This is a genomic window from Lysobacter auxotrophicus (assembly GCF_027924565.1).
GTDB classification, from domain to species: Bacteria; Pseudomonadota; Gammaproteobacteria; order Xanthomonadales; family Xanthomonadaceae; genus Lysobacter_J; species Lysobacter_J auxotrophicus.
Window position 1 is genome coordinate 563622 of record NZ_AP027041.1, and the last position, 14876, is coordinate 578497.

14 protein-coding genes are annotated in these 14876 nt (G+C 67.6%); 8 read left to right on the forward strand and 6 right to left on the reverse strand.

What is annotated here, in order from left to right; all coding sequences use genetic code 11:
• Positions 1 to 5: 5 nt before the first annotated feature.
• Entirely contained in the window at positions 6 to 272 is a 267-nt protein-coding gene (locus tag LA521A_RS02420; RefSeq protein WP_281780799.1) for a hypothetical protein, read from the reverse strand.
• A gap of 185 nt (positions 273 to 457) precedes the next feature.
• Here LA521A_RS02420 and LA521A_RS02425 point away from each other — a divergent pair, with 185 nt between their 5' ends.
• The 5 genes from LA521A_RS02425 (at position 458) to LA521A_RS02445 (ending at position 5942) form a co-directional block, all read left to right on the forward strand.
• Positions 458 to 736, forward strand: coding sequence for a DUF493 family protein (locus tag LA521A_RS02425; RefSeq protein WP_281780800.1), 279 nt, complete (start codon positions 458 to 460; stop codon positions 734 to 736).
• Complete coding sequence (gene lipB, locus LA521A_RS02430) at positions 733 to 1413, forward strand: lipoyl(octanoyl) transferase LipB (RefSeq protein WP_425494618.1); 681 nt, start codon at positions 733 to 735, stop codon at positions 1411 to 1413. The genes LA521A_RS02425 and lipB overlap by 4 nt, the downstream gene beginning before the upstream one ends.
• 61 nt (positions 1414 to 1474) lie before the next feature.
• Positions 1475 to 2488, forward strand: coding sequence for a lipoyl synthase (gene lipA / locus LA521A_RS02435; RefSeq protein ID WP_281780802.1), 1014 nt, complete (start codon positions 1475 to 1477; stop codon positions 2486 to 2488).
• A gap of 260 nt (positions 2489 to 2748) precedes the next feature.
• Complete coding sequence (locus LA521A_RS02440) at positions 2749 to 5010, forward strand: carboxy terminal-processing peptidase (RefSeq protein WP_425494553.1); 2262 nt, start codon at positions 2749 to 2751, stop codon at positions 5008 to 5010.
• Positions 5011 to 5093: 83 nt separating this feature from the next.
• Positions 5094 to 5942: a methylated-DNA--[protein]-cysteine S-methyltransferase gene (locus LA521A_RS02445; protein ID WP_281780803.1), complete on the forward strand. Its 849-nt coding sequence runs from the start codon at positions 5094 to 5096 to the stop codon at positions 5940 to 5942.
• A gap of 314 nt (positions 5943 to 6256) precedes the next feature.
• Here the strand turns inward: LA521A_RS02445 and LA521A_RS02450 are convergent, their stop codons facing one another.
• Positions 6257 to 6751, reverse strand: coding sequence for an Lrp/AsnC family transcriptional regulator (locus tag LA521A_RS02450; protein WP_281780804.1), 495 nt, complete (start codon positions 6749 to 6751; stop codon positions 6257 to 6259).
• A gap of 242 nt (positions 6752 to 6993) precedes the next feature.
• On the opposite strand from LA521A_RS02450, the gene yedA reads away from it, so the two are divergent.
• Genes yedA through LA521A_RS02465 form a run of 3 tightly spaced genes read left to right on the forward strand, consistent with a single transcriptional unit; the run spans position 6994 to position 9378 of the window.
• The gene (gene yedA / locus LA521A_RS02455) at positions 6994 to 7944 is read left to right on the forward strand and encodes a drug/metabolite exporter YedA (protein ID WP_281780805.1); all 951 of its coding nucleotides are present in this window, start codon (positions 6994 to 6996) and stop codon (positions 7942 to 7944) included.
• The gene (rarD, locus tag LA521A_RS02460) at positions 7941 to 8852 is read left to right on the forward strand and encodes an EamA family transporter RarD (RefSeq protein ID WP_281780806.1); all 912 of its coding nucleotides are present in this window, start codon (positions 7941 to 7943) and stop codon (positions 8850 to 8852) included. Before yedA ends, rarD begins: the two co-directional genes overlap by 4 nt.
• A gap of 10 nt (positions 8853 to 8862) precedes the next feature.
• On the forward strand, positions 8863 to 9378 hold the full coding sequence (locus LA521A_RS02465; RefSeq protein ID WP_281780807.1) for a DinB family protein: 516 nt from the start codon (positions 8863 to 8865) through the stop codon (positions 9376 to 9378).
• Between the two features lie 269 nt (positions 9379 to 9647).
• Here LA521A_RS02465 and LA521A_RS02470 read toward each other — a convergent pair whose 3' ends face one another.
• The 4 genes from LA521A_RS02470 to LA521A_RS02485 form a co-directional block, all read right to left on the reverse strand.
• Positions 9648 to 10979 (reverse strand): ABC transporter permease, encoded by a 1332-nt coding sequence (locus LA521A_RS02470; protein WP_281780808.1) that lies wholly within the window; start codon positions 10977 to 10979, stop codon positions 9648 to 9650.
• A 13-nt stretch (positions 10980 to 10992) separates the two neighbouring features.
• A complete protein-coding gene (locus LA521A_RS02475; protein WP_281780809.1) occupies positions 10993 to 12150 on the reverse strand; it encodes an ABC transporter permease in 1158 nt (385 codons plus the stop codon).
• Positions 12151 to 12302: 152 nt separating this feature from the next.
• Positions 12303 to 12998 carry an ABC transporter ATP-binding protein gene (locus LA521A_RS02480; RefSeq protein WP_281780810.1) on the reverse strand — a complete coding sequence of 232 codons (696 nt, stop codon included), beginning with the start codon at positions 12996 to 12998 and terminating at the stop codon, positions 12303 to 12305.
• Between the two features lie 58 nt (positions 12999 to 13056).
• A complete protein-coding gene (locus LA521A_RS02485; protein WP_281780811.1) occupies positions 13057 to 14307 on the reverse strand; it encodes an efflux RND transporter periplasmic adaptor subunit in 1251 nt (416 codons plus the stop codon).
• Positions 14308 to 14876 lie beyond the last annotated feature (569 nt).

Sequence of the window (14876 nt, forward strand, 5' to 3'; positions counted from 1 at the left end):
GGAGATCAGTACAGCAACGCCGCCATCATCGGCCACGGCAACACCGCGTAGCCGCACACGCAGGCGAGCGCGCGTTTCTCGCGGCCTTGGCGCAGCAGCCGCGCGGCGACCAGGTACGTTGCAAGTGCCAGCGCGCACAGCAGCAGGATGAAAGGAGCGCAGATCGACAGCGCATCGCCGGTGCCGGTGTCGCCGTAGCCGGCGATCATCAGCGCCAGGATCAGCATGAGGACCGCCATCGAGGCGGTGTAGACGACCAGCAGCAGCGTCATGGTCCGATGAGACAGCGGCGTGGGCACGAGGACGTCCGGCGGCAGGAGGGCCGCGAAGTCTGTTCGCCCCGCGCGTTCCGCCGAATAGGACGAATCCGAAAGCGCCCGCCGGCTCCGCGTGCCGCGAACCGCCGTGGACGGCCGTCCGCCTTGGGTTTGCCGCACCCCGGACCCATAATTCCGCCATGGAAATCAAATCCGACAACCCCGAGCACGGCTTCCAGTTCCCGGGCACGTTCGAGCTGAGCGCCATGGGCTCGGCCGAAAAGGACCTGGAAACCGTCCTGCCGACGCTCCTGCTCGACGCGGGCATCGAAGTGGTGCAGGAAACCGTCAACTGGAAGCTCTCCAGCAACGGCCGCTACGTCTCGGTGCGCATCACCTTCCGCGCCCGGAGCCGCGAGCAGTACGACCTGGCGCACCAGGTGCTGCGCGAACACCCGGAAGTGAAGTGGACGCTCTGAGCGAGCCCGTCGTCGCGCCGGAACCGCTTCGCGCCGCGCCGCCGGCGCAGCTGCGCGACCTCGGTCGTCGCGCCTACGAACCGGTCTGGCACGCCATGCAGGCCTTCACCGACGCGCGCACCGCCGACACGCCCGACGAGCTGTGGCTGGTCGAACACGACCCGGTGTTCACCCTCGGCCAGGCGGGCAAGGACGAGCACGTGCTGTTTCCCGGCGACATCCCGGTGATCCACGTCGACCGCGGCGGCCAGGTGACCTACCACGGCCCCGGCCAGATCGTGCTGTACCCGCTGCTCGACCTGAAGCGCCTGAAGGTCGGCGTCAAGGAATACGTGCACCGGATCGAGCAGGCGATGATCGACACGCTCGGCGACTGGAACCTCCACGCCGAACGCCGCGACGGCGCCCCCGGCGTGTACGTGAACGGCGCCAAGATCGGCGCGCTCGGCATCCGCGTTCGCCGCGGCTGCACCTTCCATGGGCTGGCGTTCAACATCGCGATGGACCTGGAGCCGTTCCGCCGCATCAACCCCTGCGGCTACCAGGGGCTGCAGGTGACCTCGATGCTAGACTTGGGCGGCCCTTCCGGGCTGGAGCCGGTCAAACCCGTGCTCATCGGGCACGTCGCCCGCCAGTTCGGACTGACCGTCGAAACGGCGCCGCCGCCGACGTTCTGAACCCTTCCGGCGCCGTCTTTTCCCAGCGCGTTCGCCGCCGACCCAGAGATACCCGCACGCCATGTCCGAGACCGCCTCCAAGACCATCCCGCTTTCGGTCGTGAGCGGCGATGCCGCGCCGTCGCTGCAGCCTGGCGTGAAGCAGGTCGCCGGCGACAAGATCGCGCGCTCGCCCGTGCAGTTCGCCGACGCGCCGGTGCTGCGCAAGCCGTCGTGGATCCGCGTGCGGATTCCCTCGGGCAATTCGGTCCAGCAGCTGAAGTCGAAGCTGCGCGAGAACCGCCTGGTCACGGTGTGCGAGGAAGCCAGCTGCCCGAACATCCACGAGTGCTTCAGCCACGGCACGGCGACCTTCATGATCCTGGGCGAGGTCTGCACGCGTCGCTGCAGCTTCTGCGACGTCGCCCACGGCCGGCCGAAGCCGCCGGATGCGTCCGAGCCGCTGAGCCTGGCGACCACCGTGGCCGACATGGGCCTGAAGTACGTGGTCGTCACCAGCGTCGACCGCGACGACCTGCGCGACGGCGGCGCCCAGCATTTCGTCGACTGCATCGCGGCGATCCGCCAGCACAGCCCGCGCACGCGCATCGAGATCCTGACGCCCGACTTCCGCGGCAAGGGCCGCATGGAACGCGCGCTGGAGATCATGGCGGCCAACCCGCCGGACGTGTTCAACCACAACGTCGAAACCGTGCCGGACCTGTATCGCAACGTCCGTCCGGGCGCCGACTACCAGTGGTCGCTGACGCTGCTGAAGAAGTTCAAGGCGCAGCACCCGGAGGTCGCGACCAAGAGCGGCATCATGCTTGGCCTGGGCGAGACGATGGAGCAGGTGCAGGGCACGCTGAGCGACCTGCGCGAGCACGACGTCGACATGATCACCATCGGCCAGTACCTCCAGCCCAGCGCGCACCACCATCCGGTGCTGCGTTACTGGACGCCGGAGGAGTTCAAGGCGCTGGAGGAGTACGGCTACGCGCTGGGCTTCACCCACGTCGCCTCCGGCCCGCTGGTCCGTTCGTCCTACCACGCCGACCGTTCGGCCATCGAAGCCGGCGTCGTCGCCGCCGGCTGACCGCCGCGATCGTCGCATTGCGCTCACGCCTCGTTGATCGGCAAAGGCCGAGTCTGAGTCGTGCCTGACCGCCGCCCGTCGCCCAGCTGAACGCGCAGGGGCGTAGGGGCGAAGTGCGGCCCCTGGCACGCTAATTCCCACCCCCGGTGGGTGACAGGTGCTGCAACTTTCGGCACTGTGGGGTTGTCGAAACGCCGTCCATTCTGCGTTCGTCTCCTCAGGACCCCCATTCGGCCGCTTGCGGTCGCGAAGCCTCCTCGATGAAAGCCAAGACCAGTTCCGCCTCCGTCCTCGTCGCCCTCGCGCTGGCCTCGCCGCTGGCGCTGCTCGCGCAGTCCGACAGCGCCGCCGACAAGAAGACCTCGCAGGTCGAGCTTCCGCAGCACGAGAAGCCGAACCTGATCAAATCGATGGAGGTCACGCAGCTGCCGCGCGCGGCCACCGCCGACCAGACCACGGCCGCGAAGCTCGTCTACGGCCTGCTCTCCGACAGCCGCTACGCGTACCGTCCGGTCGCGCTGGACGACACGCTCTCGGCCGACATCTACAAGCGCTACCTCGAGTCCCTCGACGGCGGCAAGCAGTTCTTCACCGCGCAGGACATCGCGAAGTTCGATGCCTACAAGTTGAAGTTCGACGACGCGATCAAGAGCGGCGACCTCGCGCCGGCGTACGCGATCTTCGCGACATACAAGCAGCGCGTGGACCAGCGCGTGGGCTACGCGCGCAACCTGCTCAAGCAGGACATGTTCGATTTCACCGGCACCGACCGCTACGAGTACGACCGCGAGGAAGCGCCGTGGGCGACCGACGACGCGGCGCTCGACGCGCTGTGGAAGGCGTCGGTGCGCAACGACTGGCTGCGCCTGAAGCTCGCCGGCAAGAAGCCCGACGACATCCGCAAGACGCTCGACAAGCGCTACGCGAACATGGGCAAGTCCATCGCCGAGCTGAAGGGCGAGGACGTGTTCCAGACCTTCCTCAACAGCTACGCCAACTCGGTCGATCCGCACACCGATTACTTCACGCCCAAGACCGCCGACAACTTCAACGTGTCGATGTCGCTCTCGCTGGAAGGCATCGGCGCGGTGCTGCAGAAGCAGGACGACGTGGTCGCGATCCGCGAGATCGTGCCCGGCGGTCCGGCCGGCAAGTCCGGCAAGCTCAAGCCCGGCGACCGCGTGGTCGGCGTGGGCCAGGGCGAAAGCGGCGCGATGGAGGACGTGATCGGCTGGCGCATCGACGACGTCGTCGCCAAGATCCGCGGCAACAAGGGCACGAAGGTGCGCCTTGACGTGATTCCCGCCGAAGCCGGCCTGGACAGCCAGCCGCAGCGCCTCGTTCTGGTGCGCGACAAGGTGCGCCTGGAAGACCAGGCCGCCAAGTCGAAGGTCATCACCATTCCCGGCACGAACGGCGCGCCCGAGCAGCGCATCGGCGTGATCGAACTGCCCGGTTTCTACCAGGACTTCGAAGGCCGGCGGAAGAACAGCAACGACTACGCCTCGGCCACGCGCGACGTCGCCAAGCTGCTGGAAGAACTGCGCGGCAAGAACGTCGACGGCGTCGTGCTCGACCTGCGCAACAACGGCGGCGGTTCGCTCAACGAAGCCATCGAGCTCACCGGTCTGTTCATCGACCGCGGCCCGGTCGTGCAGGTGCGCGAGTCCGGCGGCCGCGTGAGCGTGGAAGGCGACAGCGACACCGGCATCGCGTGGGAAGGCCCGCTCGCGGTGCTGATCAACCGCGGTTCGGCGTCGGCGTCCGAGATCTTCGCCGGCGCGATCCAGGACTACGGTCGTGGCCTGGTCATCGGCGAGACGAGCTTCGGCAAGGGCACGGTGCAGAACCTGGTCGACCTCGACCGCTGGCCGGCCAACGAGGAAGCGCGCTTCGGCCAGGTGAAGCTGACCATCGCGCAGTTCTTCCGCGTCAGCGGCGGTTCGACGCAGAACAAGGGCGTCGTGCCGGACGTGGCCTTCCCGGTCTCGGTGGACGCGAGCGAGTACGGCGAAAGCACGTACGACAACGCGCTGCCGTGGACGCGCATCTCGGCCGTCCCGCACACGACCTACGGCAACTTCTCGCCGCTGCTGCCCAAGCTCGAGGCGCTGCACACCGCGCGCATCGCCGGCGACAAGGAGTTCCAGTGGTGGAGCGACGACGTCGCGCAGTTCCGCGAGGAGCGTGCGAAGAAGTGGGTCAGCCTCAACGAGGCCGATCGTCGCGCCGAGCGTGACCGCGAGGAAACCAAGCGCAAGTCGCGCCAGGAGCAGCGCAAGGCGCTGGGTCTGGACCTCGATCCGCTGGCCGACGACTACAACGACGATGGTCTGGCCGCGAACGAGCGCGACATCGCCAAGGACGCCGAACGCGAGAAGCTGGCCGACAAGCGCCCCGACCCGCTGCTTCGCGAATCGGCCGCGATCCTCGCCGACGCGGTGCGCCTGCTGAACAACGATCGCCAGCTGTCGGCACAGGTGCTCCCGACGGCGACCACGGCGGGCCACTGGGCGGACTGACGCCGCGACGGGGGAAATCCCCACGCCAGGCAACACAAGAATCGGATAGCGGGCGCCTTCGGGCGCCCGTTACTGTTTGGGCCATGGACATCACCCGCCAACAGCGCGCTTCCCGCCAGCTACGCGACAAGCTCGATCACGCCCGTCGCCTGATGGACGAAGGCGAGCCCACGCTCGCCGATCTCGCGACCAGCGTCGGGCTGAGCGCGTCGCACCTCCAGCGCCGTTTCGCCGAGCGCTTCGGGCTCAGCCCGGCCGAATACCTCTCACAGCGAAAGCTCGGCACGCTGAAAGGCGCGCTTCGCGACGGCAGCGACGTCAGCGCGGCGTTGTACGACGCCGGCTACGGTTCGCCGTCGCGCGTGTACGAAGCCGGCTCGGCCCGGCTCGGCATGACGCCCGCGCGGTATCGCGCCGGCGGCGCGGGCGAGCAGATCCGCTGGAGCATCGCCGACACGGCGCTCGGCCAGGCGCTCGTGGCCGCGACCGAACGCGGCATCTGCATGATCGAACTCGGCGAAGACGCCGCCGCGCTGGAAGCGAAACTTCATTACGAGTTCCCCAAGGCGCAACTCGACCGCGTCGATGCCGGCTGCGATGAGTTCCTCGCCCCGCGGCTGCGCGCTGTCGCCGATGCGCTCGCCGGCCGGCAGGCGCAGGTACCGGTCGACCTCATCGGCACAGCGTTCCAGAAGCGCGTGTGGGACGCGCTGATGAAGATCCCGCACGGCGAAACGCGCAGCTATTCGCAGGTCGCCGAGCAGATCGGCCATCCAAAGGCCACGCGCGCGGTCGCGAATGCGTGCGCGAACAACCACCTCGCCATCGTCGTGCCGTGCCATCGCGTCGTCCGCGGTGACGGATCGCTGGGCGGTTATCGCTGGGGGCTGCCGATGAAGCAGCGCGTGCTGGAGCGTGAACGCGTGGCGTGATGCCCGCATCCATCGCGGAGGAAGTGCCTCGCGAGAGTGTCGGGGTCGCTGTTGTAGCCCGGGTAAGCGAAGCGCACCCGGGGCGTGCGCTGGATTTGTCGAGCTGGCCTGACGACAACCGCCGCACCCTCGCGCCGACGTCATCGTTCGTACCGGATGGATCTCGCTGCGCTGCAAAGGTCAGACCTGCGAGACGAACCCCGGGTGCGCTTCGCTTACCCGGGCTACCAACGCAAGCGTCCTTACTGGCCTTTGATGCAGCGAGCCAGGCACTGCTCCGTACCGCAATGACAGCGAATAGCGCGGCTCCACGACTACTTCCGCCGCTTCACCGGCACGCGCGTCGGCACATGCAGGCCCGACTTGACCACATCGAACACCATTCGCGTCTCGTAGCGCTTGATGTTGCCTTCGTCCATGAACAACCGGTCGGCGACCTCGCGGCAATGCGCGACGCCGGTGGTGCACAGGATCACCAGGTAATCCCATTCGCCGGCGAGCGTGTAGCACTGCTGCACCTCGGGCGCTGCGCGCATGCGCGCGTGGAAGGCGGCGTGCAGCTTGGCCGATTCGCGCTCCATCGCCACCAGCACCGTCGCCAGCGTAGTGGTGCCGAGCAGCGTGGAGTCGAGCACCGCGACTTCGCGCATCAGCCCGTGGTTGCGATAGCGCGTGATGCGTCGCTGCACCGCGCTGGCCGACAGGCCGACTGCCTCGCCCAGCGTGGTCAAGGTCGCGGCCGAGTCGCGCTGCAGCAGCTCCAGCAGGCGATGGTCGAATTCATCCAGCAGTAGCGGCGTCTTGGGCATGCAAAATTTTTGCGTCAGGGCGCATGATTTATCAAGCACGTCGCGGGGCGCGCGCGCTACGCTTCACGCATCCGAACGACTCATGGCACCGCGCGTGCGAGGCGTCCGCCCGAACCGGGCAGAACGCTCCGACCGCACGGTGCCTTGGTGTCGTCCGGGATCCGCGCCCGCCGCAACGCTGTGTTTCCGGCGGCCGCGTTCATTCAAGCAGTGCCGTACTCCACCCCACGCATGGAATCCGCATGAGCACCGCTACATCCACCCGCGACGGGGCCGCGCCCGGCGCGCTGGCCGTCGCCTTCGCCCTGGCCTCGGTCTACATCCTCTGGGGCTCCACGTACCTGGCGATCCGTTTCGCGCTGGAGAGCTATCCGCCGTTCCTGCTCGGCGCCGGCCGCATGTTCCTCGCCGGGCTCATCATGTACGTCGTGCTGCGCGCACGCGGCGTCGCCTCGCCGACCGGCAGGCAATGGCGCACGCTCTGGGTGCTTTCCATCTGGATGGTGCTGCTGTCCAACGGGCTGGTGAACCTGGCCGAGACCGAAGTCGGCTCCGGCCTGGCCGCGATCGCGGTGGCCTCCATGCCACTGTTCGCCGGCGTCTTCGCGATGCTGCGCGGGCGGCATCCGTCGAAGATCGAGTGGGTCGGCCTGATCATCGGCTTCCTCGGCGTGCTCTGGCTCAACGCGGGCGGCGAGCTGTCGTCGTCGATGCTCGGCCTGATCTGCCTGGTGATCGCGCCGATCGCGTGGGCATGGGGCTCGATCTGGAGCCGCGACCAGGACCTGCCGCAGCCCTTCATGTCGGCCGCCGGCCAGATGCTCACCGGCAGCGTGTGGATGCTGATCGCCGCGGTGATCCACGGCGAGCGCATCACGCAGATGCCGTCGATGTCGGCCACCGCCGCGATGTTCTACCTCGTCGTCGCCGGTTCGATCTTCGGCTTCACCGCCTACATCTGGCTGCTGCACCACGTGCGCCCGGCGCTGGCGACCAGCTACGCCTACGTGAACCCGCCGATTGCGGTGCTGTTCGGCGCGCTCATCGGCGGCGAGCGCTTCACCGCGCACGACCTCGGCGCGATGGCGGTGATCCTGCTCGGCGTGGTGATCATCACGCTGTCGAAGGCGCGCGCTGCGAAGCCGGTCGCGCCCGCACCCTCGTCGGCGTCGTCCTCGGAGCCGGCGGCATGAGTGCCAACCACGAAACGCGCAACGGCCTGTGGATCGCCGCCGCATCCTTCGTGCTGTGGGGGCTGATGCCGCTGTACTGGCACCTGCTCAAGAACGTGCCGTCGCTGCAGATCGTGCTGCACCGGATCGTGTGGAGCGCGCTGCTGGTCGCCGCGTGGCTCGCCTGGAAGCAGGGCCGCGGCTGGTTGAAGGCGACGCTCGCCCGGCCGCGCGCGGCATGGATGCTCGCGTTGAGCGGCGTGCTCATCGCGTTCAACTGGGGCCTTTACATCTGGGCGGTGAACGCCGGCCACGTGGTCGAAAGCAGCTTGGGCTACTTCATCAACCCGCTGATCAGCGTGGTGATGGGCGTGGTGTTCCTGCACGAGCGGCTCAACCGCGTGCAATGGCTGTCGGTCGCCATCGCGGCCAGCGGCGTCGCGTGGCTCACGTGGCAGTACGGGCAGCCGCCGTGGATCGCCCTCGGCCTCGCGCTGTCGTTCGGCCTGTACGGGCTGATCCGCAAACTGGTCGCGGTGGATGCCGTGAGCGGCCTCGCGGTCGAAGGCGTCTACCTGTTCCTGCCCGCGCTCGCGCTGCTGCTGTGGAGCGAGACGCATGGCGCCGGTGGCTTCGGCGGCGGTTACGGGATCGTCGCCGACGGGTTGCTGATCTTCGCCGGCGTGCTGACCGCGCTGCCGCTGATCGGTTTCGCTTACGCGGTGCGTCGCGCGCCGCTGTCGGTCGTCGGGCTGATGCAGTACATCGCGCCGACGATCCAGTTCCTGCTCGGCGTGCTGTTCTTCAACGAGGCGTTCGATCGCGATCGCGCGACGGGCTTCGTCTTCATCTGGATTGCGTTGGCGATCTTCGCCGGCGAAGGATTGTGGCGGGCGCGACGCCAGGCGGCGCTTCCGGCCGCCGCTTGAGGGCAACGTCATGGACAAGACCACGCTGAACGCGCTCGCGCTGTTTCCGCTGCAGCTGGAGGCGCACTACAAGGCGATTCCCGCCTCGCACCGCCATTGGACGCCGGCGAGCTGGGACGGCATCCCGAGCGAGCACTTCACCGCGATCGAGCAGCTGTGCCACGTGCGCGACATCGAGATCGAGGGGTACCAGGAACGCATCCGCCGCACGCTGGACGAAGCGCATCCGCTGCTGCCGTCGATCGACAGCGAACCGCTCGCGATCGAGCGCCGCTACGGCGACGCCGATGCCGACGCGGTGCTGCAGGCGTTTCGGGATGCGCGTGCGCGCACGGTGGAAACCATCGCGCGGCTGGACGACGCGCAGCTCGCGCGCACGGCGGAGTTCGAGGGTTACGGCCCGCTGACGTTGCGAAGCCTCGTGCACTATCTGTGCAGCCACGACCAGCAGCATCTGGCGGGCTTGCAGTGGTTGTTGGGGAAGATCGAAGCGGAGCGGGTAGGGCAGCCGGGTGCCCGGCCCTAGCGGGCGACGCGAGCGAAGGGCGCGCAGGCGTGGCGTTTGATGTCATGCGACGAAGGCATGAATGCGCTATCCGCCGCGAGCAGCCTTCCCTCGTGCGTGATGCATCGGAAAGATGGATTCACGCCTTCGCGGGAATGACGGGATCCGGTGTACGTTCCTCGCCTTCCTCGCCTTCCTCGCCGCACGCGATACCGCGCGACGACGAGTAACCAGAACAGAAAGGCCGCGATCGCTCGCGGCCTTTCCACATTTCACCGGCAGCGAACCAATCACGCCGCGCGCAATGCCTCCGTCACCGGCAAACGCGCCGCGCGCAGCGCCGGGAACAACCCGCCGACCAGGCCGATGCCCAGCGCCCACTTGATGCCGTTCCACAGCAGGTCCGGCGACACCTTGAACTGGAACATCACCTGGCTGAAGTTGTTGCCCAGCGTGGACACGCTGTAGCCGTTGAACACCAGCCACGCGATCAGGCCGCCGATCAAGCCGCCGATCAGCGCCAGCAGCATCGTTTCCAGCATCACCGCGACCACCACCGGCAAGCCGCGGAAGCCGATCGCGCGCATCGTTGCGATCTCCCGCGCGCGGCCGGCGACGGCGGCGTACATCGTGTTGAGCGCGCCGAACACCGCGCCCACGGCCATGATCGCGCCGATCACGATGCCCAGCACCCTCAGGAACCGGCTGAGGTTCTCCGACTGCTTGGCGTAGTAATGGCGCGTGGTGTCGACGTCGAGCTTCAGGCGCGGGTCGGCGGCCATCGAGGCCTTGAGCTTGTTGAAGCCGTCCTTGCCGTCGAGCTTCACGGTGATCGACTGGTACGCGGTGCGGCGGTACGTCGAGGCCAGCGTTTCCGCGTCGGCCCACAGTTCCGAGTCATGCGAGTCGCCCGACGCGAAGAAGCCGACCACGGTCCACACCTGGTTCGCCAGCTCGATCTGCGTGCCCGGCTTGAGGTCGTTGAACTGCTGGTCGACATACTGCTTGCGTGCGCCCTGGCCGATGATCAGCTCGCGCTTGCCCGATTCGAAACGACGGCCTTCGGTGATCTTCACCTGCGGACGCAGCGCGAACGCCGCCTCGCCGACACCGCGCAGCTGCGCATTGGCATCGGTGTGGTCCGCGCGCGTGACCATGTTGACCACCTGCGACAGCTCCGGCGACACCGCCGGGCGACCGTCGGCACCGCGTGCGATGCCCGCCAGCGCGCTGACCAGCGGCACCTGGTCGCGGGTGATGACCGAATTGGTCTCCGCCTGCGAACCGCCACGCAGGATGATCGCGGTACTGTCGTTGCCCGTCTGCTTGAGCGTGGACTCGAAGCCCGCGCCCATCGCCAGCATTGCGACCAGCACGCCGACCACGCCGGCGATGCCGACCACGATCACGCTCGATGCGCCCCAACGCTGCGGCAGGCTCGAGATGCCGATGCGCGCCGCTTCCAGCGTCAGGCGGCCGGAGCGCGTCAGCGCCAGCCACAACGCCAGGAACACCACCAGCGCGAGCACCGTGTACCACGGCAGCATCACCCACACGACCAGGCCCGCGATCAGCGCCAGCAGCACGCCGGCGTTGCTCAACCACTTCCTTGCACGGCTCATGTCGAATCTCCTGTCAGCGGCCCGCGAGGGCATCGACGATGTTCAGGCGCATCGCACGCAGCGCCGGCAGCAGGCCGACGACCACGCCGATGATCAGCATCAGCGCCAGCCCCAGGCCCCACGTCGCCGCCGGCACGCTCGGCAACTGGATCAGGCCGCGGCTGGCCGAACTGACGCCCGGCATGATCAGCGCCGCCAGCCCAAGCCCGATCAGCCCGCCCAGCACCACCAGCAGCGTCGCTTCGGCCAGCACCAGCCACAGCACGCTGCGGTTGGTGAAGCCGATGGTCTTGAGCACCGCCAGTTCCGGGATGCGCTCGCGCACCGCCTGCGCCATCGTGTTGCCGGTGAGCAGCAGCAGGGTGAAGAACACCGCGCCCATGATCGAGGTCACGATCATCCCGATGTCGCCGATCTGCTTGAAGAACGCCTGGTTGAAGGCCGCTTCGGTCTGCGTCTTGGTTTCGTGGTCGGAGTTGTCCGACAGCTTGTCGATCGCCTGCGCCACCTGGTTGGACTGGTCGGCGTTCGCCACGTCGATCACGTACCAGTGCACCTGGCCCTTGATGTAGTCGTTGGCTTCGTCGAAGTACTTCCAGTTGAACATGAGCGAGTTCTCCTCGCCCTTGCGCTTGTTGTCGTTCACGCGATAGATCGCGACGAGCTTGAAGTTCCAGTTGTTGCTGCCCTTGGTCGGGAAGATCGTCGCCTGCAGCGGGATCGTGTCGCCGATCTTCCAGCCGTGCTTGCTGGCCAGCGCCTCGCCGACGATCGCGCCGTCCTGCGTGGCGTAGAACGCCTTGAGCTGCTCCGGCGGCACGACGTATTCCGGGTACAGCTCCATGTAGCCCGGGCCGACGGCGAAGTTGGGGAAGAAGTTCTTCGGATCCTGGTAGATGCCGCCGAACCACGTCGCGTAGGACGCCTTCTTCACGCCTGGCACGCTTTCGATCTGCGACTGCAGCCGATACGGCAGCGACGAGGTGATCGACAGCTTGGAGGTGGTGATGAGCCGGTTGGTGCCGGCCACGTTGGCGCTGGTGTTGAACGCCACGCGGACCGAGTCGAGCATGCCGAACAGCAGGAATGCCGTGACCACCGACAACAGCGTCAGGAAGGTGCGCGTCTTGCTTCGAAACAGCGCGGCCCAGATCAGGTGCAGGTATTTCATCTCTGCGTCCTCAAGAATGTTCCCTTCGCCCGCGTGCGGGAGAAGGTGCCCGAAGGGCGGATGAGGGCGGCTCGGCGGCAACGCCGGACCGGCCTCACCCCAACCCCTCTCGCGCAGGTGGGAGAGGGGCTACGGGAAGGTGGGAGTGAGCGTCAGTGCTCCAGCGCCAGCTCGCGCTCGACGAGGGTGCCCTTGTCGAGATGGATCGTGCGCTGCGCGTGATCGGCGGCCTTGGGATCGTGCGTGACCATGATGATGGTCTTGCCGTGGTCTCGGTTGAGCGACTGCAGCAGCGCGAGGATTTCCTCGGCGGACTGGCGATCCAGGTCGCCGGTGGGTTCGTCGCAGATCAGCAGCGTCGGGTCGGAGACGATCGCGCGCGCGATCGCCACGCGCTGCTGCTGGCCGCCGGACAGCTCGTTCGGACGATGCTTGCCGCGTTCGGCCAGGCCGACCAGCTGCAGCGCGATCTCCGCGTTGCGCTTGCGCTGCGCCGCCGACAGCTTGGTCAGCAGCAGCGGCAGCTCGACGTTCTTCTGCGCGTTGAGCGTGGGCATCAGGTTGTAGAACTGGAACACGAAGCCGACGTTCTGGCTGCGCCAGTGCGACAGCTGCCCCGCGGTCATCGAATCGATGCGCTGGCCGTCGACGGTGATCTCGCCGCCGGTGGGCGAATCCAGGCCGCCGATGAGGTTCAGCAGCGTGGTCTTGCCGGAACCCGACGGGCCCATCAGCGCGACGAAATCGCCCTTGGGGATGTCCAGGTCGATGCCGTGCAGCACCTCGACTTTTTCCGGACCGCGTTGATAGGTCTTCCTGAGGTTGCGGATCGAAACCAGCGTAGCCATTGCGACGTCCTCGAAACGATGAAAGGGGGACTGCTTCCTGCTCGTAAGGCCTGGTGCGTTATTCGGCCGCGTCGCCGTCCTGCGCGCCGGCGACGCGCACGCGGTCGCCGTCGGACAGCGAGGCCGGAGGATCCAGCACGACCGTCTCACCGCCTGAGAGACCCTGCGTGATCTCGCGATCCTCGCCCAGGCTGCGGCCGACGGTGACTTCGCGCTGCGACGCCTTGTCCTCGGTCACCACGAAGGCGACCTGCTTGCCGTCGCGCGACACGATCGCCGCCGCGGGCGCGAGCGCCCCGGGCTTCTGCACGGGCGCGTCGTCCTTCTTCGGCTCCAGGAAGCTCACGCGCACGCCCATGTCGGGCACGATGCGCGGATCCTTCTGCTTGAGCGCGACGCGCACCTTCACCGTCGCCTTGCCGCGATCGGCTGCGGGGATGATCGCGATGACCTCGCCGGGGATCTTCCAGTCCTGGTATGCGTTGAGCGTGGCTTCCACCGGCATCTTCGGCTGCACGCGGCCGATGAAGGCCTCGCCGACCTCGACCTCGACTTCCAGCGAATCCATGTCGACGATGGTGCCGATGCCGGTGCGCGTGAAGCCGCCGGTCGCGAGCGGCGACACGATCTCGCCCGGCTGCGCGGCTTTCGCGGTAACCACGCCGGCGAACGGAGCGCGCACGATGGTGTTGTCCACGCCGATGTCCGCGATGCGCAGGCGGTCGCTGGCGACCTTGGCGTTGCGCTCGGAGGTGGTCAGTTCGGCACGCAGCGAATCGCGCGCGGCGACGGCCTCGTCGTACTGCGCCTTCGACACCAGCTGCTGGTTCACCAGCGTGGAAAGCCGGCGTGCGTTGGCTTCGGCTTCCGACAGCTGCGCGCGCACGCTTTCGACCTGACTGCGCGCCGCGCTGTGCTGCGCGCTGGCGAGCGTGCGCTCGGCGTCGGCGTCGAGCGGATCGAGCGTGGCCATGACCTGGCCTTCCTCGACCTTCATGCCTTCCTCGATGAACACCTCGCGCACCTTTCCGGTGATCTTCGCCGAGACGGTCGCCATGCGACGCGCGACGATGTAGCCGGTCGCATCGAGCACCGAACCGCTGGCGCCGCCGTTGCCGATCGCGGTGACGGTGGCGGTCTGGACTTCGACGCCGCGCGCGCGGCCGAACACCGCCCATGCGACGAGCGCGAGCACGATCAGCGCCGCGACGGCGGCCAGTACGATCCACAGGCCACGACGGTTCGCGGGCGGCGGCGGTGCCGAACGATCTATTCGCAGTTCCTTGAGCAGGTCGGCAGAGTTGTTCATCGACGATCCGGACGATGGGAAGGGGGGCAGTGTGGGCAGCGGGCGGTGCCGCGCCAAGGGGCCGGAAGTAACTTTCTACGGCTTGGGCGGCGCCAAGCGTATTCGATGCAGGGGCGCGGGGTCACCTTGGCGGCCGGCGTACGCGTGTGCACGGAGCGCCATTCGGTGGTCGATAGCGCTATCAAGCGCATTGCGCCCTCATCCGGGCGCACGCCGGGACCCAGGCCGCGGCGCTTCCGCACTTCGGTCGTCATCCAGCGAAAGTTGTTTGGCTCTATGCGTGCGGTGCGGAAGCAACGGCGCAGCGCTATGCGGCGCCAACAGTTCACCGCAACAGCTTCGTTGCCCCTCACCCCAACCCCTCTCCCGGTGGGAGAGGGGCTTGAAGCGCCGTCACTTCCTGTAGCGTCGTCACCCATAAGGCGCCGTCATCCCGGCGAACGCCGGGACCCAGGCTGGCAGCGCTTCCGCACTGGTCGTCATTCCAGCGGAAGCTGGAATCCACTCGGACTTGGCGTTCGATGCTGGAAACAACATCGCAGCGCGGTTCGGCAACGACGGTTCACCAT